Here is a 24,887-nt window from a genome sequence, read left to right on the forward strand (position 1 = left end):
ATGTCCGACCAGGTTTTGTCCGGTGAACTCGTGTTGGCTGCCAACCAACGCACTCGTGAAGAACCGTATTGGCTCGAAAAAATGTCAGGGGAAGTCGCAGCTGCGGCTTTCCCAACCGACCATAGCGCTTTCCGGAACGGAGATCATACTACAGCAGGTCTGCGTTTTGAGCTGACCGGATCGCTGTACGAAAAGGTCTCGGTGCTTTCCAAAGGTTCTGACCACACGTTGCATATCATTTTGACCGCAGCCTTGAATTTGTTGCTCGCGAAGTACACCGGCGAGCGGGACCTCGTTGTCGGCACTCCGATCTACCGTCCTGAGACGGACGGTCAGTTCTTGAACACAGTCTTGCCGCTGCGAACACGAATGGAAGCTGGGAACTCGTTCCGCGATCTGCTCCTGCAGGTGCGCTCGACGATGCTCGAAGCTGTCGAGCATCAGGAATATCCGATGGAAGTCCTGCTCACGAAATTGAATCGCCCGCATTTGTATGAGGTCTCCCTGGTGATGGAAAACATCCAGTCGCCGCAACATCTCGATCGTTTGCCGGCTGCGCTGAATTTCGTGTTTACGCACCGCAACGACGTTGTAGAGGCAACGGTGGAGTACAACAACAGCCGTTATCATGAGGAAAGTGTCGAATGTATCGTCAGCCACTTCATCACATTGCTGGAAAAAGTGCTCGGCGATATCAACGCAGACTTCACCACTCTTTCGTTGTTGAGTCAATCGGAAGAGGAGGCTCTGGTGGTTGCTTACAACGCAACGACAACCGAGTATCCGGCAGACAAGACAGTTGCTCAACTCTTCGAGCAACAAGTGGAAAACAACCCTGCAAATCTTGCAGTGGCGGCGGGAAATGTCTCGCTGACCTACCAAGAATTGAATGCCAAAGCCAACCGTCTTGCCCGCGTGTTGCAAAGCCGCGGTGTCAGTGCTGACTCGCTCGTCGCATTGCTCGTTGAAAACTCCGCCGACACCATCGTTGGCATGCTGGCTGTGTTGAAAGCAGGCGGTGCTTATGTGCCGATCGATCCAGACAACCCAGTTGAGCGCAAAAAATTCTTGCTCGAAGATAGCCAAGCGGTCGTCATCTTGACACAGCAACATTTGCTGGCAACACAAGCAGAACTGTTTGAGGCAGTCGAGTCGGAGCGTCTGTTGCTGATCGATGACCTCGATGTGTACGCAGACCACGACGAGACCAACCTTGCACCAGTCGCGGGACCATCCAACCTCGCGTACGTCATTTATACTTCGGGTACGACGGGCAAACCCAAAGGGGTGTTGATCGAGAACAAGGGTGCGGTCAATTACTTGACGTTTGCAGCGAAACACTACGTTCAAGGGGAAAAGGCTGATTTCCCACTGTTCACTTCCATCGCCTTTGACCTGACTGTGACCTCGATCTTCACGCCGCTCCTGACCGGCAATGCCGCGATCGTTTACCAAGAGGAACACAAAGAAAGGCTCTTGGAGCGAGTCTTGGAAGAAGATCGTGTCGGTGTTGTGAAGGCTACACCTGCTCACTTGAAGTTGATTAAGCACCGTGATTGGTCGAACTCCTCCGTCAAGAGATTGGTTGTGGGCGGGGAAGACCTGAAAGCCGAACTCGCACGCGAATTGATCGCGGCCTTTGGCGGGAACGTGGAAATTTACAACGAATACGGTCCGACCGAAACGGTCGTCGGTTGCATGATTCACCGCTTTGACGAGTCTTCGGATACTCGTGATTCGGTGCCGATTGGGGTTCCGGCTGACAACACGGACATTTTCGTGCTCGATGCGGATCGAAACTCCGTGCCAGTCGGCGTGGTTGGCGAGATCTTCATCGGTGGCGACGGAGTGGCGCGTGGCTACCTCAACCGTCCTGAATTGACTTCGGAACGCTTTGTCACCCTGCCTCAAGGTCGTGTCTACAAGTCGGGCGACCTCGCCAAGTTCTTGCCGTCTGGGCAACTCGAATATCTGGGGCGTGCAGACAACCAAGTCAAAATCAACGGCTATCGCATTGAACTCGGTGAAATTGAGACCCAACTTCTGCATCTGCATGAAAAGTACACACCTAAAGACTCGGTGTTTCACGATATTACGCAACAGGCACACCCAGAAGGGGTGACCTATTGCTCACGTTGCGTGTTGCCTTCTAACTATCCAAAGATCACGTTTGACGAGCATGGTGTCTGCTCCGTTTGCCGTGATTATGCAACGTACCAACCGCATACGGAAAAGTATTTCAAGACGATGGACGACTTCCGAGAACTCGTCGATGTAAACAAAGGCACCGACTATGATGTTCTGTTACTCTTCTCGGGCGGCAAGGACTCCACGTATGTCCTGTACCGGTTGGTGAACATGGGATACAAGGTGCTCACGTTCACGTTCGACAACGGCTTTATTTCCGAAGGGGCCTTTACCAACATCAAAAACATCACAAAGCAACTCGGTGTCGATCACCGCGTCCTGACGGCGGATCAGATGAAATCGGTCTTCGTGAAGTCGTTGAAGACGTTTAGCAACGTTTGTAACGGCTGTTGGAATGCGATCAACGGACTTGGGGCTCAACTCGCAGAAGAAACCGGGTGCAAAGTGATCATTTCTGGCTTGTCGCGCGGTCAAATTTTTGACATGCGTCTGTGGGGACTGTTCCAACTTGGCATCTTTGACGAGCAGGAGATCGAAGAGAAACTGCTGCTGTTCCGCAAGGGCTTCCATACCCGAGTCAACATCTTCTCCAAGACGCTCGACGTGGATTTGGATGGCGGTTTTGTGGAATCGTTGCATTTCGTGGACTTCTTTCGTTATGACAACACACCGACTCACCAGATTCGTGAGTATCTGTATGAACAAGGCTGGGTGCCACCGAAGGACACTGGATTCTGCTCGTCCAACTGCCGAATCAACGATATCGGCATCTACGTCCATCTGATGAATGAGGGCTACCACAACTATGCAGCCCCATCGTCTTGGGATATCCGATTTGGCATCATTTCCCGCGAAGAAGGCATGCAGGAAATCACCTACAAAGGTGACGTCAACCATGTTGAGCGTGTACTGAAGTATATCGGGTATTTCCAAGCACCGAAGATCGACGATGTCGTTGTCGTGCCAATCCGTGACGACAGTAGGCGGGAAAAACTCTGTGCGTACGTTGTCGCCAAAGATGAACTCGAAGCAGACTGGCTCCGCGAGGCGTTGGCAGAAGAGTTGCCAACGTACATGGTGCCAACCTACTTCGTGCAACTGCCAAGCCTGCCACTGACAGCCAACGGCAAAGTGGACACCATGGCACTGCCGCTCCCAGTCGTGACAGGTACAGCAAATGTCGAGTATCTCACTCCTTCCAACGATGTGGAATTGGAAATCCGGAAGATCTGGGCCTCCGTACTGAGCATAGATGAGGAGAAAATCGGCTTTAACGATCGCTTCTTCGATTTGGGCGGCGATTCATACAACATGGTGCAAGTAAACATCCGAGTCAATGAGATGTTCTCCAAATCGATTCCAGTCGTCACGATGTACAATTACCCGACGATCCATTCGCTTGCGGAGTATCTGCCCTCGGAAGAAAGTATCGAGGTACAGGAACTGCCGGATGAACAGTTGGAAATCTTGGATGATTCCTTGAGTTTGTTTGGGGAGGTGTTCAATGACTAAGAAGGTCGAACCCGCTCGCACAGGTCTTGAGATCGCAGTTATCGGCATGGCTTGCCGTTTTCCTGGCGCTTCTGACTTGGCAGGGTTTTGGAACAACTTGAAAGACGGAGTTGAATCGATCACATTTTTCTCTGTAGAAGAACTGCTCGCGGCGGGCGTAGACGAGGCATTGGTTAAACACCCCGATTACGTCCCCGCCAAGGGGGTTCTCGAACGCGCGGATTGGTTCGATAATCAATTTTTCGAATACTCGCCACGCGAAGCCGCCCTTTTGGATCCACAGATTCGCATTTTTCATGAAGCCGCTTGGGAAGCGATTGAGCATGCCGGATATAATCCAGACTTGCAGGGATCGATCGGTCTCTACGCAGGCGCTTCCCCGAACGTCTTCTGGCAGGTAGCGGCTTCGCTGAACAGCATGGAGTCGGACACTGAGCAATTTGCGGTCGGACAGTTGGCCAACCGCGACTATCTGAATACGCGAGTCTCCTACAAACTCAATTTGCAGGGGCCAAGCGTTTCGGTGAACACGGCTTGTTCGACATCGCTTGCGGCCATTCACATGGCATCTCGGGCGCTGCTTACAGGGGAGTGTCGTATCGCGTTGGCGGGCGGAGTCTCCATTAGCACGCCACAGAAGGATGGATATCTGTACACGGAAGGTATGATTTTGTCTCCAGATGGACATTGCCGTCCGTTTGACGCATCGGCTCAAGGGTCGGTCCCTGGTGAGGGCGCGGGCGTTGTTGTGCTGAAGCCATTGAAGGCGGCACTGGCTGACGGAGACACGATCTACGCGGTGATCAAAGGTTCGGCTTCGAACAATGATGGTGTTCGCAAGGTGGGGTATACCGCCCCAAGTATCGAGGGGCAGGCAGAAGTCATCCGCGCTTCGCATCGCATTGCTCGCGTTGAACCGGAGACGATCTCCTACATTGAAGCACACGGTACGGGAACTGTGATGGGCGATCCGATCGAACTGGAAGCGTTAAAGGCTGCGTTCGGAACGAAAGCACGTGTTGATATCAAAATCGGTTCGGTTAAGTCTAACTTTGGACATCTAGATGCCGCCGCTGGGGTGGCAGGTTTTATTAAAACGGTGCTGTCGCTGCAACATGGTCAGCTGCCACCGAGCCTGCATTTTGAAAAGCCGAATCCAGGCACAGACCTCGCGAAAGGTACGTTTGTGGTAAACGCGAAGTTGAACGAGTGGAAAGAGGAGAGTGCACCGTTGCGGGCTGGGGTCAGTTCGTTTGGCATCGGCGGGACGAACGTGCATGTACTCTTGGAAGAAGCACCACAAGTCGAGAGTGCTCCTGCTCAACGTTCACAGCAGATCCTGATGCTGTCTGCGATGACACCGAGTGTGTTGGAGAAGCAAACGGAGAACCTGCTGAACTTTTTCAAACAGAACCCGCAGGTCTCGCTTGCGGATGTCGCCTACACGCTGAAAGTGGGGCGCCGGGAGATGAAACACCGTCGTGCCTTGGTCGTATCGTCTGTGGAAGAAGCTGTGCGCGAGTTGGAATTGCTGGTTAATCCGAGCGAACAACGCGCCCGCGCCCATTTGGCGGTTGCTCAAGATCAGCGTCCCGTGTACTTCTTGTTCCCAGGTCAAGGATCGCAGTATGTGCAGATGGCACGCGAGTTGTACGAACACGAACCGTTTTTCCGAGATCAGCTCAATGAGTGTTTGAACAAGTTGCAAGCGCTGAAGGGTGAAAACCTCGCCCACATTCTCTATCCAGGGGCTGAGGAAGTGGAAGTTTCGAAAAGTCAACTCAGCCAGACGCAGTATGCGCAGCCGTTGATTTTCGCCTTCGAATACAGCCTCGCCAAGTTGCTGATGCACTGGGGATTGCAGCCATCGGCGATGGTCGGGTATAGCTTTGGGGAATACGTGGCAGCCTGCCTCGCAGACGTCTTCTCGTTGGACGACGCGCTCAAACTGATCGTCGCGCGCGGGAAACTGATGCAATCTGTGCCAGCGGGTTCGATGTTGAGCGTGCCAATGACGGAGCAGGAAGTACAACCGTTGTTGACTCCAGATGTGTCGCTGGCGGTGGTCAACGGAAATTCCTGTATTGTCGCCGGTTCGACTCAGGCGATTGAGGCGTTTGAAACGAAGATGAAAAACCACCGCATGCTGTGTATGCGCGTCAACTCTCCATTGGCTGGACATTCCCTGTTGATGGACGGCATTCTGGGAGAGTTCGAAAAAGTCGTGCGCAGCGTAACCTTCCACAAACCGCAATTGCCTTATATTTCAGACATCAGCGGCGGGTGGATCACTGTTGGGGAAGCGACTTCGGTCGAGTATTGGGTACGTCATATGCGCGACACAGTACGGTTTGCCGATAGCGTGGAGGAATTGTTGAAACAGCCGAACGCGCTGTTTATCGAGGTAGGTCCAGGTCGTGACCTGTCCGTGTTGACTCGCCGCTTCCTCAAGCCAGAATCGACGCAACATGTCTTCGATCTCGTACGGATTCCATCGCGAGATGTGTCGGATCACTACTACTTCCTGCACAAACTTGCGGGACTCTGGGCGCACGGTGTCAAGGTGAATTGGACAGCGTTCTACAATGGGGAAAAACGGATTCGTATCGCACTCCCAACCTACCCATTTGAGCAACGTCACTTCCCGGCAAACGTTCCTCATCCGATGCAAGTGTTCCAAGCCACACGCATGGGCCTAAGCGGAGAGGTTGCAGCGACAGTGGAGACAGGCAAAAAGCCAGTCCGCTATCACATCCCATCTTGGAAACGCTCCCTGCAGGGCACAGTTGATACGTCACCGGCTACGTGGTGGTTGTTCGAAGATGGACTGGCGTTGGGGGATCGCCTGATCACAGCCCTGAGAGCGGAAGGTCATCAAGTCGTGCGCATTCGTGTGGGAGAAACGTTCCAACGTGAATCGGATACGTTCACTCTCAACCCAGAGCAAAGTGCCCAGTATGAGCAGTTGGTCGCGGACTTGCAAGCAGACGGTCTGCTCCCGAACCGCATTGTGCACCTCTGGAACTATGATCGATCAGTTGAGGTCGAACCGAGTGTCAGCCGAATGGAAGGTCTGCTGGCACGTGGCTTCTACAGTTTGCTCTACTTGACACAAGCGCTTGGCAAGCATCGCGTAGAAACGCCGATCACCCTGTCAGTGATCAGCAGCTTCATGCAAGACGTGCAAGGCGATGATCTCTGCGATCCGGAAAAAGCAGCTTTGCTGGGTCCTGTCAAGGTAATTCCACTTGAATACCCGAATATAACCTGTACATCCATCGATCTTCGTGTGCCTGAAAAGCAAGTACAGGAAGCGAAGCAGATTCGTCAACTTCTCGATGAAGTGAGGTCTGAAGGCACGGACCCAATCGTTGCCTATCGCGGGGGACACCGTCTGGTACAGACTTTTGAAGAGGTACACGTGGAAAAAGGCACAACGTCTTTGCCCCCTGTGCGAGAAAATGGTGTCTACCTGATCACCGGTGGATTGGGTGACATTGGCTTAGCCTTCGCAGAGGAACTGGCGAGCGCTGCTCCTGTCAAACTCGTCTTGATCGGGCGTACGGCTCCAAGCGTTGAAAAACAAGAAGCCCTGCGACAATTGAAGGAGAAGGGGAGTGAAGTGCTCGTTCTGCAAGCCGATCTGACGGACAGAGCACAACTCCAAACTGCGATCGAGCAAGTCCGAAGCCGCTTCACGACCCTGCATGGTGTCATTCACGCCGCCGGTCTTGCTGATGGTGCGATGATCCAACGGAGGACCGTTGAAAATACCGACAACATCCTCGCTCCGAAAATCCGAGGTACCCTGTTGCTGGATGAAGTGTTGCGTGGAATGAAACTGGACTTTTTCCTGCTCTGCTCCTCGATGGCCTCTGTCCAAGGTGGATTCGGACAAGTCGCCTACAGTGGTGCCAACGCTTTCCTCGACGCCTTTGCGCATTATAAGACCGCTCGTGAGAATAGCGTGACACTCTCCGTAAACTGGGATCGCTGGCGTAACGTCGGGATTGCACGATACGTCGAAGAGTTGCATCACCAATTGACGGGTGAAGAACTCGAGGGAGGCATTACCCGCGTAGAAGGTCAGGAGGCGTTCGCGAAGCTGCTTGAAACCACGGTCGCTCAGATCGCTGTCACCATTGAAACGCCACAGCTTCAAGTGCCTAAGGGAGAACTCTCGGACGATATCTTGCAAGAAAGTGTGACGATTGCAGCAAATGTGCACGTCCGCCCAGAGTTGGGCACAGAGTACGTGGCTCCGGCTGATGAGGTTGAGCAACGATTGTCTCACCTTTGGCAGCAATTCTTCGGCTTGGATCGGATCGGACGACTGGATGATTTTCTGGAACTTGGCGGCGATTCGCTGAAGGCGATCATTGTGATCTCGAAAATTCAAAAAGAGTTCGGTGTGCGACTCCCGATTGCAGGCTTCTTTGAATCTCCATCTCTGGCTGGTGTCTCAGAGCGCATCAAGGAAGCGGGAGACTATCAGCAACAGGGTCATGCGATTGAAACGACCATGGAATCTGAGTGCGCGGAAAACGCGCTCGACACATCGCTGCTCACATTTGAGGAAAGCACAATTGAACGTCTGGTTAGCGGAGATACCAACATTCGAGGAATTTATCCGCTGACTCCGATGCAACAAGTGATCTTGACGCACAACCTGTTCTCTGCAGGCACTGGTTTGGACACGGGCGTGTTCGCCTGCCGGATCGATGGAGCATTGCGCATCGACCAGTTCCGTGAGGCATGGGAATGGGTGATGAACCGTCATTCCATTTTGCGTACCACGTTCCGTTGGCGTCGTGTTGAGTACCCTGTTCAGTTGGTGTATGGATACGCGGAACTGCCGTGGACAGAACATGATTGGACGGATCGCAAGCCGGAAGAACAAGCCTCGGCCTATGAGGAGTTTGTGGACTTGGAATGTAAGAGAGGATTTAAAGTGAGTGATTTCCCACTCATGCGAATTCATCTGATAAAGGTCGATAACAGTGCTTATCGCTTCGTCTGGAGTTTCCAAAACTCACTTTTTGACGGGTGGGCTATTTCATTAGTCTTTAAAGAAGTGCTAAATTATTATCAATCAAAGGTGAAGGCTGATAGTAGAGAGGGACATCTCCACTTACCTCCCGCACCACTTTTCTCCTCGTACATCCGTTGGCTTCATGAACAAGATTCGGAATTCGCGAGCGACTACTGGAAACGATCTTTCAGTAGATACATACCGACACCCGAGGAACTTGCTGCCGCAGAGCAGCAGACGCAGCAAACTGTCGTTCCGGCAAAGTGTGAACTCTTGCTCACAGAAGAGGAGACTCGTCAGCTGAACCTTCGAGCGAAGGAACTTGGTCTGAACCTTAGCACGATCGCCATCGGAGCTTGGGCGCTCTGCCAAGCTGAGCAGTCCGGCACTGACGATGTGCTGGTCAGTCTGATTACCTCAGGACGTACGGCCAATCTCGAAGGAATCGACGCGATGGTCGGATTGTTTACGAATTCCTTGCCTGTGCGTGTCCAACTCGAAAGCGGAGGCGACCCGACTCAACAGTTCAAACGCCTACAAAAACAACTGGTAGAGATGACGAAATACGAGTATGTCAGTCCGCACCAGATCGCCAAATGGACAGGCGTGCCTTACAACGTGCTGCAACAAGCGATCTATGAGCGAATGCTTGTATATCTGAACTATCCAGTGGACATTTCACAGGAGTTGTCGGGCGGAGATATCACCTTTGCTGATCTGCTGTCCGTTGGTCAATTGAACGTCCCATTGCGAATGTATGCTCAGCCAGGTGAGCGTTTTATTCTGGCACTCACGTATGACGAAGCAAGATACGAAGAGCAACAGATTCATAGCCTTCTTGAACGGATGCGGCACTTCCTAGTCAAGCATGATCGTCTAACACCTATTTTGAAAGGAGTCGATCCGATTCATGATTCAAAACAGTAAGAGTTCTACCTTACGAAAAACAATCAGTGGCTTATATCGGTTCATCCGCCCTTATAAGGGGGGGGTGATCACGGCCTTGACCGCCTCCGTTATCGCTGCGATATGCGACCTCGCTGGCGTCTACCTGATCAAGCAAATGATTGACAATGCTTTGGCAAGTGAAACACAACGAATCGCCATGATCGTCGTTCTCGTTGTGGTCATGGTATTGGCAGGTTTAGGTGCCAATTATTTTCTCACGTATGCGACCGGTCGATTTGGGACAAAAGCAGTGGGGGATATGCGTAACGCCCTCGCCGCACGATTGAGCGAACTTCCGATGTCTGATGTCGAAAGCGAACGCTCGGGTGACCTCGTCTCGCGTGTAACCAATGACGCGAGCGCCATTGAATCGTTTATCTCCGAACGCTTTACCAACCTGATTTATTCGCCGATCATCGTTGTGTCCGCCCTCATCTATTTGGGAAGCTTGAACTGGAAATTGACCTTGGTGAGCTTTGCGGCAACACCAATCATGATGTATATTGCCAACCTGATCTCAAAGCCGATTGATGAGCAGTCTTCGAACTACTACGGGGCGCTTGCAGAAGCGAACTCTGTCGCGCAAGAAGCCATTGCGGGCAATACCATCACCAAGGCATTTAATTTGCAAAAACCGATGTATGCAAAAGTGGAAGGTTTCTATTACAAAGCGATGCGCAATGGCTTCAAGATTGCCAAGCAAGAATCGCTGATGCGTCCGTCGGTCGTTATGATGTATGAATTGCCAGTTGTACTTTGTACGATCTACGGCGGTTATCTGGCTGTTAGTGGCTTGTTAGGAGCCGGGGTATTGGTAGCCTTCTTGCAAATGTTGCGTATGCTTGTCATTCAAACCGTTCAGATTCCTGACCTGGTAGCCAACGCTCGTTCGGTCGCGGGTGCTGTTGGACGGATCACCGACATGCTGGAAGCACCGATTGAGCGTACGGATGGTCGTGCCTTTACCCCAGTAGAAAAAGGTCTGGTGCTGGTTGAGGATGTTACGTTCGGCTATGAAAAGGACAAGAACATCATCTCTGGCGTCTCTTTCACATTGACCAAAGGCCAAACAGTTGCCCTCGTCGGTTCGTCCGGCAGTGGTAAATCCACCATCTTGAACTTGTTGCTCAGTTTCCATGAGCCGCAAAAGGGCGCGATTCGCGTTCATGGCCACGACTTAAAAGATTGGAATCTGAAAGCCTTGCGTGACCAGTTTGCTGTCGTTTCACAAGACACGTTCTTGTTCCCAGGTACGATTGAGGACAACATCCGTTTGGGTAACCGAGATGCGGACTTTAATCAAATTGTGGAGGCTTCGAAAATCGCAGGAGCCTACTCCTTTATTCAGGATCTCCCAGAAGGGTTTCAAACTCAAGTCGGCGAGCGCGGTACGGTGCTCTCGGGTGGTCAGAAACAGCGTATCTCCATTGCGCGGGCTGCTTTGAAAAAAGCACCAATTCTTCTGCTCGACGAAGCGACTTCCGCACTTGATACCGAGTCCGAAGCCCAAGTCCAGCAAGCGCTTGAGGTATTTACGAAGGATCATGCGACGCTGGTCATCGCCCACCGCCTCTCCACAATTAAGATGGCAGACGAGATTCTCATGCTTGATCAAGGGCATATCGCTGAACGTGGTACACACCAAGAATTGATGGAGCAAGACGGACTCTACCGCCATTACTACCTGAGACAATCCAACGAGAATCTAGCGAATGAGGAGGATTTGGAGCATGTTTAAAAACTGGAACTTCCCAGAATTCTTCCGTATGATGTCGCTGATGCAACGTCAACTCTGGAACTATTTGATCACTCTGTTCCTGATTGCGGGCATCTACTCAGCACACATGATTCTCTTGGCCTTTATCAATGAACGATTATTGAATGGTGCCATTAGCGGTGACAAAGAATTGCTCACCTCGGCCATTGTACTCACCTGTGTCGTCTTGGCGCTCGCTTGTATTACCAGTCCGCTCGCCATGTATCTGTTTGACTTGGCCGTTCATCGTGCTCTGACTCATCTGAAACTTCGTCTGTTTAAGAAAATTCAAGAACTCCCAGTTTCATACTTGGAGAAGCGTCACAGCGGAGACCTCATCTCCACCATTACCAACGACGTAAACAGCGTAGAACAGGCTTATCGTTACTACCTGTATCTGCTCGTTGAAGCGTTCATCTACGGGACGGGTTCGACAATCGCGATGTTCGTACTCGACTGGAGACTCTCGATGCTGATGGTTGTACTGGGTATTGCCTCCGCGTATGTCACCACAAAATACGCAGGACCACTTCGTGAAATCGGCGACAAAGTGCAAGCAACGATGTCTGACATGACTGTGCAATGGGTGGACATGGTAGGTGGATTCCGTCTGCTGAAAGTGTTCAAGATCTCTGGTTTTGTGCTGGAGCGCTTTGGGCAAAAGAACGAAGCAATCGTAGCCCATAACATTGAGAAGATTCGATTGGACAGTCAACTCAAGGGTATCAACTACCTGCTCAGTATCTTCAGCTTGATCGGTGTCTTCGTCGTCGGGTCTTTCATGGCTGCGAGTGGACAGATCGACTTCGGTACGGTTATGGGTATCGTCACGTTGCAAAACGGCGTTGCGTTCCTCTTCTTGAACTTCGGTAACTTCTTCACCAATCTGCAAGGCTCGCTGGCTGGTTCGAAGCGCATCTACGACATCCTCGATGCAGAATCAGAACCAGAACGCTACAACATTCCTGGCACTGGTGACGGAGACGAAGCGATTGCGTTGCGAGGACTCGATTTCTCGTACGACGGTCGAAAAAAAGCATTGCAAGGGCTCACGTTCGACATCCACCCAGATCAAATGGCCGCGCTTGTCGGTCCATCCGGTAGCGGTAAATCGACGGTGATCAAGCTGTTGCTCGGGTTCTATGAACCAACAGGTGGAAACCTGTCGATCAACGGACGCCCACTTTCTGCGTATAAGTTGGAAGAGTTGCGCGACCAGATCGCGTACGTACCGCAGGAGGCATTCCTGTTTGAAGGCACGATCGAAGAAAATATTGCCCAGGGGCGTCTAGGTGCCACCCATGACGACGTTGTGCGTGTGGCGAAACTTGCGAATGCTCACGAATTTATCTCGGACATGTCTGAGGGCTACGCAACGCGTGTCGGAGAGCGCGGCATTCGTCTCTCGGGTGGACAACGTCAGCGTATAGCCATCGCCCGTGCCTTTTTGCGCGACGCACCGATCTTGTTGCTTGACGAGGCGACCTCCGCGCTTGATAGCGCTTCGGAACAACTCATCCAAGAAGCACTCCAGACCCTGATGAAGGGCCGCACCACCGTCGCCATTGCTCACCGCCTGAAGACGATTGAGCACGCCGACGTCATCTTTGTCGTCGAGAATGGCAAGATCGTTGAAAAAGGCACCCATCAAGAATTGCTGAAGCAAGAAGGTGTCTACAACCGTTTACACAACATGCAGTTCGCTGAATCTTTGACGTAACGATAACGGAGGGAGAGACATGCCCTTATGGTATGCGCCACACAGACCTATTACCCGCTGACTCATGCCCAGAAGCGCATTTGGTACATCGAGAACCTGTACCCGAACACTTCCCTGAACAATATCGGCGGACTGATTCGCATCTACGGAAACGTCAATCTGGACTTGCTGGAGGAGGCCATTCAACGCTTCATTGAGAACCACGAAGGAATGCGCCTCCATCTCCGTCTGGAGGGGGACGAAGCACAGCAGTACGTGCAACCTTATGCAAGAAAATCGTTGCAACGCTTCGATTTTTCAGATGCATCCGACCCGCACATCGCGGCAGATGCTTGGGTGCAGGAGGAGTTTCAAAAACCGTTCCTGCTCTATGAACATCCGTTGCTCGATTTCGCGCTGGTAACCGTTCGCGCTGGGGAACACGCTTATTATTTGAAGTTTCATCACCTGATTGCTGACGGTTGGTCGATACGTTTGCTTAGCGAACAGATCGCGAACGTCTACAGTCGACTTTCTGCCGGTGAAACAGTCGGTGTAGAAGAGAAGCCTAGCTATCTCGACTACGTCGCCAAAGAACAGCAGTATTTGCAATCCAATCGTTTCGAGAAAGACCGCCTGTTCTGGCGAGAGATATTTACCGACCTCCCGGAAGCTTCTTTGCAAAAAAAATCATCCTTTGCCATGGGGCGCCGAAAACGATTTCACCTGAGCCGGGAGATGGCTGAACGGGTACGGAACTGGACAGAAGAGCACAAATTTTCGCTGAATACGTTTTTTGTCTCCCTGCTGTTCCTCCATCTGCACAAGAGCACACAACAGGATGATCTGATCATCGGAACGCCGGTTGTGAATCGATCCGGAGTCAAAGAAAAGAATATCTTTGGCATGTTTACGAGTACCATGCCGATCCGAATACAAGTCGATCCAGAAGAGAGCCTTTGGGTCTTGATGAAGCGAGTGGGGGATGAACTCATTCGTTCCTATTTTCACCAACGTTATCCTTATGATCTGCTTGTTCAAGACTTGGAGTTGTCGAAGCAGGGTTCTGATGGGCTGTTTCAGCTTTCGGTTAACTACTACAACACGCTTATGGATCATGAGTTTTCGGAAGGGGAACTCATGCATGACGAGTACTACAGCGGAAACCAGTACTATTCGATGCAAGTCGTGATCAAGGAATGGCTTGGGGAATTGGAATTGCAGTTTGACTACAAAACGGACGAGTATGCCGATGAGGACATCGAGGTGCTCTATGATCGCCTTTGTCATTTGATTGCAGTGGTCACGGAGAATGGCGACGCTCGAATTGGCAGTATTTTTCTTCTCACGGATTCGGAGTACTCTCGGGAAATACATGAACGCAATGCTACGGAAGCTGATTATCCGAAACGTCCCGTGCACCAACTCATCGAAGAGCACGCAGCCCGAATGCCAAACAAAAAGGCGGTTTCCTTTGATGTTCATTCGCTGACCTACGCGGAACTCAATGCGAAGGCGAATCGTCTCGCGCATCATCTGCGTAGACAAGGCGTGACTCGCAACAGCCTGGTCGGCGTCCATCTCGGGCATTCTATTGAGATGTTGGTCGCGCTGCTCGGGATTCTCAAAGCGGGCGGGACCTATGTGCCAATCGACCCAAGCTATCCAGCCAACCGTATCCAGCATATTTTGGATGACAGCGGAGTACATGTAGTTCTTACGGATCGTTCTTTTGCATCGGGAGTTTCCTACACGGGAAAACTTCTTGAACTGAGCACACCTCTTGCGGAGGAGACGACCAATCCGGAGTTGGTGAACGAACTTTCCGATACGGCCTATGTTATCTATACCTCTGGATCAACCGGTCTCCCTAAGGGAGCAATGATCGAGCATCGAGGTCTTGTGAACTACGTCTGGTGGGCGCAAGCAACTTATCTGCCAGACGAAGATGATGTGATCGCCTTGTACTCGTCCCTGTCGTTTGACTTGACCGTGACGTCGATCTTCCCACCGCTTGTTGCAGGTCGTGAAGTGGTGATTTATGCCGAAAACGGTGGGGAATTCATTCTTGATCGTATTTTGCAAGAGCGGCGGGTAACCGTGGTCAAAGCCACACCTTCGCATCTTGCTTTGCTTAGAGGGCGGGACTCCCTCGAAGGTTCGGTTCGCCGATGGATTATTGGTGGGGAAGACCTGAAAACGGAAGTGGCTCGTGAGATTGTCAAGAACTCTGGCGGAAACGTAACGGTCTTTAACGAATACGGTCCGACAGAAACGGTTGTCGGTTGCATGATTCATCGCTACGACCCAACTCTGGACACAGGGGCTTCGGTGCCAATCGGCCTCCCGATCTCCAACACGCAGATCTATTTGCTAGACAGCGATGGACAACCAGTTCCGACGGGAACGGCGGGAGAAATGTACATTTCGGGTGACGGTGTGGCACGCGGTTATCTGAACCGACCAGAACTGACAGCGGAACGTTTCCTGCCAAATCCATTTTTTCCAGAGCGTCGTTTCTACAAGACGGGAGACCTCGCGATTCGTACGAAGTCTGGTCAGATCACCTATCTGGGGCGACTGGACCATCAAGTGAAAATTAGCGGCTACCGCATCGAACTGGGTGAGATCGAGCACCGTTTGCTGCAACACAGATCTGTTTCTGATGCCGTCGTTTTGGATTACACCGATGCAAACGGGACGAAGCATCTAGTCGCCTTTTTGGTTACGGGCGAGGAGGTTGTGAGTGCATTTGAGTTACGCCAGCATCTAACAGAGGCTCTGCCTGGTTATATGGTGCCGACGTACTTCGTGCTTCTCGAACATCTGCCACTGACTGTGAACGGCAAGATCGACCGCTCTGCATTGCCTGATCCAATCGAAACGGCCATCAACGATGAACTGTCCGCACTGCTGGATGAGACAGTCGAAGCGGTCGTAGTCCAAGCGATACGTGACGTCTTAGGGATTGAATCGGTGACGGCGACCGATAACTTTTATCAGTTGGGTGGAGATTCTGTAAAGGCGATTCAAGTCGTCAATAAACTCCGCCAAGCCAACATCCAGATACAAACGAAGGATGTACTTGCGTATCCGGTGATCCGTGAATTGGCGATTGTCGCTACAAACAGTTCACACGCGCTGTACCCGCAGACGCCTGCAAGCGGTACGCTGACTCCGACGCCGATTATGTCTTGGTTCTTCTCGCAAGAATTCTTAAACCCACATCACTGGAACCAATCGGTCCTGTTGGAGCTAAAGCGCCATCTGACGCCAGAAAAACTCCGACAGTCGATCAAACAACTGATCCAACATCACGATTCGCTGCGTTTGTTCTATGACGAAGAGATACAAGCGCTAACATATCTGGAACGGGAAATACCGGAGGAGTTGCTTCTGGAAACCCACGATCTGTCCGCTCTCAGGTCTCTGGAGCTTTACGACAAACTCCGTGAAGTTGCACAGGCATGTAAAGCTTCGATCCGCTTGACGGAAGGGCCACTCCTGCGTGCCGCCTTGCTCGACCTTGGCTCTCAAGGGCAACGCCTGCTCCTTACGGCGCATCATCTTGTTGTGGATGCCGTCTCTTGGCAGATTTTGCTGGAAGACCTCGCCACTTTGCTAGATGGACACAACCGCCTGCCAATGAAAACACACTCGTTGCAGCAATGGGCTGAAGCGTTGATGACATACAGCGAAACGGCCGCGCCCGAAGAAGAAGAGATGTGGATCGCCAAGGAGGGAGCGGAAGCAGACGAATTCGTTTGCTCCCCAGAAATGGACGGAGGGAATTCGTTGGCTGATTGCGAGACGATCACCCGCACCTTTACTCCAGAGGAGACGGAGGCTTTGCAGGTTCGGGCTCACGAAGGATTCCAAACACAGGCACAGGATTTGCTGGTCGCCGCGCTTGTGCGAGCGATTCACACACACAGTAATCGAGACCTTGTTCGACTCGAACTGGAAGGGCATGGCCGTGACCCAGTCGTCGAGGGGCTTGATGTGGCTCGAACGGTAGGCTGGTTCACGACCATGTTCCCTGTCGCCATTCCTGTGCACCCAAGTGATTGGGAACAACAGATCCGAACCGTCAAAACCGAGCTGCGTAACGTTCCGCTGAAGGGAGCGGGATACGGCGCACTCATCTACATGGCGAAACGACTGCCGGTTCGTTTGCAACGAGGAGTGCGCTTCAATTATCTGGGCGAGATCGACAACCAACTGCGTGGTCTGCCGTTCACATTCGCAAGCGAAGAGCATGGATCGGACATATGCCCGACCAATCATACGACTGCGTTACTGGACCTGCTTGCGTTTGTTCAGGACAAGTGTCTAACCATTACCGTTACGTACAGCCGTCAACGCTTCCATCAAGCGACTATCGAATCGTTCATGGATCGCTTCGCCGATCAGTTGCGCAAGGTCATCCGCTTCTGTTGTGGACAAGAGGGAGCGACGTTTGATGCGAGCGACTTTGATACGATTTCATTAAGTGACGATGAGCTGGATAATTTGTTTGATTAAGAGAGAGTTTTTTATTTTTGACTTTTTTCCAAAAATCCCCTTACCTTAAAAAGGTAGAAATTGTATAATTGAGATTGATATAGTCGTTTAGACGTAAACATTGTAACTTTTTATATATAGGAGGTATTCATCATGACAAACGCAATCGCTATCGCAGATCAACTCAAAGAAATTTTGAAACGCGAACTGGAGTTAGGTGGGCAAATCGATCAACTTCAGCTCGAAGATTCCCTGACCAGCATTGGTCTCAGCTCAGTGAGCTTCATCAAGTTGATCGTCGCGATCGAAAATCATTTCGATTTCGAATTCGAAGATGAGGACTTGAACTATAAAGTCTTCCAAAAGCTGCAAGATATTGTGAATTACGTAGAAAAACGCATTGAATAAACGCGACTAGGAAACGAGGGACGAATATTGCTGAAAACGAATCACTTCCACCTGTTGGCTTGTCCAAAATGCCAAATAAAGCTTACGACTGAAGGAGAAAACTTGACCTGTGAGCCATGCGGTCTCAAATACATCGTACGTACCGAAGTACCGATCATGTTGATGGAGGAGTCCATCGACATGAATGGCGTGACCATTCTCGACGAAGTTCGTCATGACGATAAGGAAGACATCAAAAAGCACTTCACAACGGTTGCTGAGTCGCTTGAAGTCAGCAACATGACCCGCTTTGTTACATTCCTGAACTGGGGTTACAAAGTGACAGACAATGAGCAATTCGCTCAATTTGAAGTAGACGATTCCATGCTGAACAAAAACCCGCTGAAGCTCCTGTTCGAGATCGTGGGACAAGTCGATCTTAAGGACAAGAAAGTTCTTGACGTTGGTTGTGGACGCGGTGGCAACTTGGCTGGTATTAACAAGCACTACAAAGCGCATACCTGCGTGGGCCTCGACCTCACCGAAGCATCTGTACAGTTCGACCATGTTCGTCATAAAGGCGACAACATGTTCTTCCTCGTCGGCGATGCGGAGAACCTTCCGTTCGAAGGCGAAACATTCGATGCGGTGTTCAACTGCGAATCTTCGCACGGTTATCCGAACATTCATAAGTTTTATGATGGTGTGTACCGCGTGTTGAAGACAGGAGGTCACTTCCTGTACGGTGACATGTTGCCAACTGATAAATGGACAGAGTACGAGCAATACCTGATCTCGCTGGGCTTTGAGATCTTGCGCAACCAAGACATTACAGAGAACATCCTCTCGTCCTGCGATGAAGTTGCCGAAAATCACTACTCGGCGTACGGGAAAATGGACCAAGGTTTCATGGAAGGCATGAAAGATTCGCTTTCCTTGCCGGGGTCTGGAATTTACAATGATATGAAGACTGGCGTGCAGCAGTTTTGCGTCATCAATGCAATTAAAAAGTAAGACGGTAGATTGGTGTGCGGAACTTTTCCGTAACACCCAGTGCCACTTTTAAGGAAAGGATGGTACCATTGACAATCCTTAGAATTCGTAACCTTAATAAAAGTTTCGGAGAGCGCACGATCCTATCGGATGTATCCTTGGAGATCGGAGCACGAGAGCGCATCGGATTAGTTGGGGCTAACGGGGCAGGTAAGACTACACTTGCCAACATCCTGTTCGGTAATCTTCAGTCAGACGAAGGCAGCATCATGCAGATGAAACAGGATCTCAAGATTGGCTACCTGCTACAATCTTGCTCCTATACGGCAAATAGTTTTCAGTCGATGTTGCTCGATGGCTATAAGGCTGAAAAGGTAGATGAGTTCCTTGAAGTGACAAGCTTTATCGGTCTCAACAAAATAAAGGAGTGGCAGGAGGATCGTTTTGACGGTTTGAGTGGCGGAGAGCGTACCAAACTGGCTCTGGCTAAAATATGGATTAGTCAGCCAGATATCCTGATTCTAGACGAGCCGACCAACCATCTTGATTTTCAAGGGGTCGAGTGGCTGACGAAAGAGATGGGAAAGTTCTCGGGCACGATCTTGGTGATCTCGCACGACCGTTACTTCCTCGACAAAACGGTTAATCGGATTATCGAACTCGATGACGGTAAACTCAAGTCGTATGCGGGCAACTATATGTTCTATCGCGAGGAGAAGGAACGTCAGTACCAATCTCAATTGCACCTCTATCAGACACAAAAGAAACAAAGTGAAAAAGTCCAAGAGGAAATAGCCCAACTTAAAACCTGGACGGCGGCTGGACACAGACTGGCGGGTAAACAAGGCACTCTTTCCGAGAATCGCCAAATCGGTTTGCGTGAACATGAGCGTGCCAAGGTCAAGAAACTTGACAAACAGGTGAAGAACAAGATCAAACGTCTAGAACGCATGGAAACGGAGGGCGTAGAAAAGCCAAAGCAAGAACAAAAAGTTTCATTCGACTTTGGTAGTGCTTCCAAGCGAGGCAAGCGTCTCGCTGAAGCGAAGGGGCTCGGGAAAAACTACGGGGACCGCTGGCTGTTCCGGAACACGGAGTTTGCCATCCAGCGCGGAAATCGCATCGGATTGATCGGTCCGAATGGTTGTGGAAAAACCACCCTGATCCGGATGTTGCTCGACCAAGAACGCTGGACAGAAGGGGACTTGTGGATCAGCCCGACGGTTGAGGTTGTCTATCTCTCGCAGGATGTAAGTGACTTGCCGGAAGAATCGACGGGTCTGAATCTGATCTCACATTTCCGAGGCGAGATTCAAACCAAGGCGCGCATCCTCATGCACAACATGGGATTTGACGAGGCAAAGCTCTCTCGCAAGATCGAGAAGTGGAGTTTAGGGGAACGCACCCGTTTTAAGATTGGCCGCATGATCTTAATGGAACACAACTTCTTGATCCTCGACGAGCCGACCAACCACCTTGACCTGCAAAGCCGCGAGCAATTGGAGGATACTCTCGCCGATTACAACGGCACGATGTTGATCGTTTCCCATGATCGCTATATGTTGGAGAAGTTGTGTGACCAACTGTTGGTGTTTGAAAACGGAAAGTTCAAAAAGGTACTGGGTACCTTTAGCGAATACATGAATCGCCAATTGAGTGAAGGAAATGGATCGGATGAGAAGGTGCTCTCGAAAAAAAGTCGGGCAGAGGGGGAACAACTGCTTGTCATCGAAACTCGCTTGACCTTCGTGCTCGGCGAACTCAACAAGCACACGGTTGGCTCCCCTGCCTATAACGAACTCGACAATGAATTCAAAGATTTGATCCGCCAAAAACGGGAGCTCCTAAAATGAACATGTTATCTCGCGCATGCGTGAATGCCCTTGAGGACTCTGATACGCCAGGGGCTGCCATGGCCGTCCTGGAAACAGAAACGGATGTCGAACGGCACACCTTCGGCTTACTTCGTCAAAAAGGCGATGCATCGGTGCGTTCCACAACCCTTTTTCAAGCGGCTTCCTTGTCCAAGCCAGTGACAGCGTGGGGGGTGATGAAGCTCGTGGAAACGGGTCGTCTTTATCTCGAAGATACCGTGTACGAGGATCTCACGGTTCGGCATCTGCTCTCACACACGGGGGGGCTGGCAACTGTCCACGATCTCGGCATTCGTCCCCATGAAGGAGGCGGTGACCTATTGACCGATGTTCGATCCGCACATCCTGTGGGCGAATTCTGGTACACCAATGCTGGATACAGTCTCCTGCAAATACTGATCGAGAAAGTTTCGGGAAGAAGCTTTGCTGACTACATGTATGAAGAGATCCTCGAACCGCTCGGGATGAAACACAGCTCGTTCAACTTGGGTGCCGATCAATTGGTGGACGACGCTGTACGAGGGCACGACTATCTGGGGCAACAAGTGCCGGTCCTCTGGCATGCGCAACAGGCAGCGGCAGGATTGTACACGACGCTTGACGACCTGATCCGTTTCGCTCAGGCGAACCTGAACGGTGGCGGCGGTGTTTTGCAGCCAGATATGGTCGCTCTGATGCACAACCGTGTAGAACGTCCAATTCCCTACGGACTTGGATACCACATCCTGACGTTGCCGAAAAGCTCACGTCTCGTTTGGCATAGTGGGCACAATCGAGGGTTTCGGACATGGATCGGTTTCCTGCCGAAGCTTCAAAAAGCACTGGTGGTGTTGACGAACAGCGATCACGGACAATCGGTGATCGCAGAAGTAGTCTGGAATTGGCTCGTACAGATGATCGGCGATGTGCCCGACGGTGCCAAGCAAACACTAGACCTGCTGCCTAAGACTCGTTACCAACGATATCAGCAAGACATGTCCGGCCTGCAACGGTAACGCCGTTCAATGTGGATCGTCAGGTTTTGATAGGGAGATGGTTACAGTCCGACCGAAGATGCTTATCTACTGGGTGAAAATCCCAAATGGTCTGTTGTCGACAGAGATTCAGGATCGCTTGGACCTGTTGGATGCAGAGGAGCGTGCCACCTATTCTCGTTACAAAGTCGACTTTAAAAAGATTGAATTTTTGGTCGGGAGATGTCTCGCCAAAATGGCTTTGGGGCAGTTCTTACATGTGCAACCTGGTAATATCTCTTTCAGCAAAAACGAATACGGGAAATTATTTCTGAAAAATTCGCCAAAACCGTTATACTTCAACCTCTCACATACCGATGAGATGGTCGTATGTGCTTTGTCCGCCAATGACGAGATGGGGATCGACGTAGAGAAGACTCTTGACGACCGCTTCGAAGTTATGAAGCACGTTTATGTGCCGGACGAAATCGAATGGGTGAATGCTCAACGAGACAAGAATGCAAAGTTGCACGCTTTCTACAAGCTTTGGACTCGTAAGGAAGCTGTTATGAAGGCAGTCGGGAAAGGCTTCTCCCTGCCGCCGCTCTCGTTCACAATCCCTTTCGACGAAGAACGGGCGCATGACGACGAATTTTACTTCTATACGTTTGTGCCCATGACGGGTTATATGATCACAGTCGTAACCAGGCTGCTTTCAGAACAATCTCAAACGTATGTAGTGCGTGAAGTACAACTTGCAGAACTCTTGGCTGGACGTGTAGAATTCATCAGTCTTTTTTGATAACGATTGCACAAAAGAAGAAACCTCGTAGCGGATGATCCTTTGAAGCTACAAGGTTTTTTTCCAGTGCTATCTATATAGAACGACACCGATGAGATCGGAAATCAACTGACGGAAGCTAAACAAGAAAGAGCTGAAGTCCTGCTGATGGTGTGGGGATGGGAAGAGCCGGTAAGGATATGGATTTGCAGGTGATATCCGATCGTGCCTACGAATAATACTTCTTGCAACGCCGGAGAAGGCAAATCATTTGGAAGGAAGATGAACAATATAAACGTTGGAGCATTCCTATCCCTTCTTCAGCAGGTTATCGATGCTTATCCGAAAGGCAAAATCGTTATGATTCTGGATAACGCACGAATTCATCATGCCACGCTACTTGATAACTTACTCGCCGAACATAAAAAACGGCTTGACCCGTCTTCCTCTCTCCTTACTATTCAGAGCTTAATATTGTGGAAGGGCTCTGGAAGTGGTTGAAGTCCGATGTAATCAATTAATCAACAATGTGTTCTATCATACGACTGCTGAAATCCGTAAAAATGTGACTTTTATGGATAACATTTTGAACGATCCTATAATGATTATCGATCGACTTTGTATCAAAATGTAGCGTCTTTAGTTCAACTTATATAGTTGGATAATCAAATAATTTAATTAGGAGGTCTCTTTGTGAAAAAAAAAATCTTACCAATGAAATACCCTAGTCCTGTAAGTTTTCCTTATGAAGCAAATATCCTCTCAATATTAAATTTTTATGACGAGCATTCTGCATGGTTGCACTCAAATTTTATACAACTAATCAATACCAAAGATACTACTAAGTATGATGTACGAGTAGGAATGAATGAGTTATTTAATTCTCCGTTTTTGACAATAAAAAGGCTTCATGCTAAAGATTTTTCAGAAAATATTGTCCAAAAAATTATAGAAATCCTCGATAATGATATTTATTTTTACTTTTTAACGGTAGATCAATCTTATATTCAAGCTTGTAATAATCAGAATACACATGAATTGTTCGTTTTTGGCTATGATGATAATGAAAAATGCTTTCACCTTGCAGACTTCATTAGTGGTCAATATAAATTTTTTACTGGAGGGTATGATGAGATAGTTAATGCCACAAAAAACCTCGAACAATATGAAAAGGATATTATTTTGATAAAGTATAACAAAGGTGTTCAATTTAATTTTACTATGAGCAAAGTCTCCTCACTTATTCAGATTTTCTTGCAACCGGAAATCAATTTACAAAAAAACTTAAACCAGATTGAAAACTATTTAAATCCAGAAATGACTCAAACAATTAATGGTAATTTTGGTATTAAGAGTTTTGGTGTAAATGTTTATAAAGATCTACACAATTATATAGAATGTTTATATGAGAGTACCTCAATATGGGTAGACATGAGGCCCTTCCAGTCCCTTTATTTTCATAAATATCTTATGTTAAACCGAGTTGTTTATATGAACGAACATAATTATTTAAAAGAAGATATTTCAAAAAATATTAATTACTTGGTTAACCATTCATTAATAATAAGAAATTTGTTAATTAAATATACATTTTCAACCAATAAACGGCTGTTGTTACAAGCATTACAGTTTTTAACCGCTTTGGAGAATAGCGAAAAAGAGACACTTAATGAATTGTTGGTATTGTTAAGATGAATGTTGATTTTAAAAAACTTATAAGTTCAAGTAGCAGGCGAGGGAAATGATCTATTTAGTTGTACCTGAAAAAGTCGAGAGACTGTCAATGAAAAAGTGTAACCTTTGAAAGAACAATGGAGGTTCTAACGGGTTCGGTGCTCCCGCGGTGGCCGAAGTGGCTCTAAGGAGCCTGACTCGCTCCGGCGACCAGCCTCCACCTCAAACCGCTTAACGCACCTGGACGCGCTCAGGATAACAAATGGTAAGCTGCAGTAAAATTTGTTCCCCGTTCTGCACTCGGCCTGTCCATTTGCGCAGCTGCCGGGGATATCCCTCGATCATGTTCGTGTGTAGATCAACTTACGCAGATCGGGCGGATAAGCAAATAACGTCGAATGGATCTCTGTCAAGATAGTAGACACAAATTTTATTGCTTCACAGTGTTATAGTAATAGGCGTGCTCGAATTCATTTGGTGTGGCATAGTCTAATAATGTTATGAAACGAGCTAGGATACTTTGCGACTCTTAGGCTGAACCGAATCAATGCTCCTTGCCGGAGCATCTGGGTCAATATTAACACTTATTCCGAGCCGGAAAATGTACATCATGGGCGACAGTTCATG

The 24,887-nt window shown here is 49.7% G+C and carries 11 protein-coding genes and 2 pseudogenes; 12 read left to right on the plus strand and 1 reads right to left on the minus strand.

Features of this window, described 5'->3' with window-relative positions; genetic code table 11:
• From BC351_RS19475 to BC351_RS19530, 12 genes and pseudogenes are all read left to right on the plus strand, one after another.
• Nucleotides 1-3,660, plus strand: coding sequence for a non-ribosomal peptide synthetase (locus BC351_RS19475; protein ID WP_079414403.1), 3,660 nt, complete (start codon nt 1-3; stop codon nt 3,658-3,660).
• Nucleotides 3,653-9,619 carry a type I polyketide synthase gene (locus BC351_RS19480; RefSeq protein ID WP_079414404.1) on the plus strand — a complete coding sequence of 1,989 codons (5,967 nt, stop codon included), beginning with the start codon at nt 3,653-3,655 and terminating at the stop codon, nt 9,617-9,619. Before BC351_RS19475 ends, BC351_RS19480 begins: the two co-directional genes overlap by 8 nt.
• Complete coding sequence (locus tag BC351_RS19485; protein ID WP_079414405.1) at nt 9,603-11,378, plus strand: ABC transporter ATP-binding protein; 1,776 nt, start codon at nt 9,603-9,605, stop codon at nt 11,376-11,378. The genes BC351_RS19480 and BC351_RS19485 overlap by 17 nt, the downstream gene beginning before the upstream one ends.
• A complete protein-coding gene (locus tag BC351_RS19490) occupies nt 11,371-13,116 on the plus strand; it encodes an ABC transporter ATP-binding protein (protein ID WP_158082150.1) in 1,746 nt (581 codons plus the stop codon). Before BC351_RS19485 ends, BC351_RS19490 begins: the two co-directional genes overlap by 8 nt.
• 27 nt (nt 13,117-13,143) lie before the next feature.
• Nucleotides 13,144-17,619, plus strand: a complete 4,476-nt coding sequence (locus BC351_RS19495) for a non-ribosomal peptide synthetase (RefSeq protein WP_079414407.1) — start codon at nt 13,144-13,146, stop codon at nt 17,617-17,619.
• A 132-nt stretch (nt 17,620-17,751) separates the two neighbouring features.
• On the plus strand, nt 17,752-18,006 hold the full coding sequence (locus tag BC351_RS19500; protein ID WP_079414408.1) for a phosphopantetheine-binding protein: 255 nt from the start codon (nt 17,752-17,754) through the stop codon (nt 18,004-18,006).
• Nucleotides 18,007-18,186: 180 nt separating this feature from the next.
• Entirely contained in the window at nt 18,187-18,999 is an 813-nt protein-coding gene (locus BC351_RS19505) for a class I SAM-dependent methyltransferase (protein ID WP_158082151.1), read from the plus strand.
• Nucleotides 19,000-19,058: 59 nt separating this feature from the next.
• Nucleotides 19,059-20,831, plus strand: a complete 1,773-nt coding sequence (abc-f, locus tag BC351_RS19510; RefSeq protein WP_244209094.1) for a ribosomal protection-like ABC-F family protein — start codon at nt 19,059-19,061, stop codon at nt 20,829-20,831.
• Nucleotides 20,828-21,847 (plus strand): serine hydrolase domain-containing protein, encoded by a 1,020-nt coding sequence (locus BC351_RS19515; RefSeq protein WP_079414411.1) that lies wholly within the window; start codon nt 20,828-20,830, stop codon nt 21,845-21,847. Before abc-f ends, BC351_RS19515 begins: the two co-directional genes overlap by 4 nt.
• A gap of 37 nt (nt 21,848-21,884) precedes the next feature.
• The gene (locus BC351_RS19520; RefSeq protein ID WP_079414412.1) at nt 21,885-22,607 is read left to right on the plus strand and encodes a 4'-phosphopantetheinyl transferase family protein; all 723 of its coding nucleotides are present in this window, start codon (nt 21,885-21,887) and stop codon (nt 22,605-22,607) included.
• 285 nt (nt 22,608-22,892) lie between these two features.
• Nucleotides 22,893-23,220: pseudogene (locus tag BC351_RS43485) on the plus strand (transposase); the annotation flags it as partial.
• Between the two features lie 59 nt (nt 23,221-23,279).
• Nucleotides 23,280-24,281 carry a hypothetical protein gene (locus BC351_RS19530; protein ID WP_079414414.1) on the plus strand — a complete coding sequence of 334 codons (1,002 nt, stop codon included), beginning with the start codon at nt 23,280-23,282 and terminating at the stop codon, nt 24,279-24,281.
• A 210-nt stretch (nt 24,282-24,491) separates the two neighbouring features.
• Here BC351_RS19530 and BC351_RS44365 read toward each other — a convergent pair.
• Nucleotides 24,492-24,658 (minus strand): annotated as a pseudogene (locus BC351_RS44365) (IS256 family transposase); the annotation flags it as partial.
• Nucleotides 24,659-24,887 lie beyond the last annotated feature (229 nt).

The organism is Paenibacillus ferrarius, from assembly GCF_002027705.1.
In the GTDB taxonomy this organism is placed as follows: Bacteria; Bacillota; Bacilli; order Paenibacillales; family NBRC-103111; genus Paenibacillus_E; species Paenibacillus_E ferrarius.

What these genes read in the sequence shown, in the direction of transcription:
- BC351_RS19475 (WP_079414403.1), top strand. Translation starts at nt 1, where the DNA reads ATGTCCGACCAGGTTTTGTCCGGTGAACTCGTGTTGGCTGCCAACCAA.
- BC351_RS19480 (WP_079414404.1), top strand. Translation starts at nt 3,653, where the DNA reads ATGACTAAGAAGGTCGAACCCGCTCGCACAGGTCTTGAGATCGCAGTT.
- BC351_RS19485 (WP_079414405.1), top strand. Translation starts at nt 9,603, where the DNA reads ATGATTCAAAACAGTAAGAGTTCTACCTTACGAAAAACAATCAGTGGC.
- BC351_RS19490 (WP_158082150.1), top strand. Translation starts at nt 11,371, where the DNA reads ATGTTTAAAAACTGGAACTTCCCAGAATTCTTCCGTATGATGTCGCTG.
- BC351_RS19495 (WP_079414407.1), top strand. Translation starts at nt 13,144, where the DNA reads ATGGTATGCGCCACACAGACCTATTACCCGCTGACTCATGCCCAGAAG.
- BC351_RS19500 (WP_079414408.1), top strand. Translation starts at nt 17,752, where the DNA reads ATGACAAACGCAATCGCTATCGCAGATCAACTCAAAGAAATTTTGAAA.
- BC351_RS19505 (WP_158082151.1), top strand. Translation starts at nt 18,187, where the DNA reads ATGAATGGCGTGACCATTCTCGACGAAGTTCGTCATGACGATAAGGAA.
- abc-f (WP_244209094.1), top strand. Translation starts at nt 19,059, where the DNA reads ATGGTACCATTGACAATCCTTAGAATTCGTAACCTTAATAAAAGTTTC.
- BC351_RS19515 (WP_079414411.1), top strand. Translation starts at nt 20,828, where the DNA reads ATGAACATGTTATCTCGCGCATGCGTGAATGCCCTTGAGGACTCTGAT.
- BC351_RS19520 (WP_079414412.1), top strand. Translation starts at nt 21,885, where the DNA reads ATGGTTACAGTCCGACCGAAGATGCTTATCTACTGGGTGAAAATCCCA.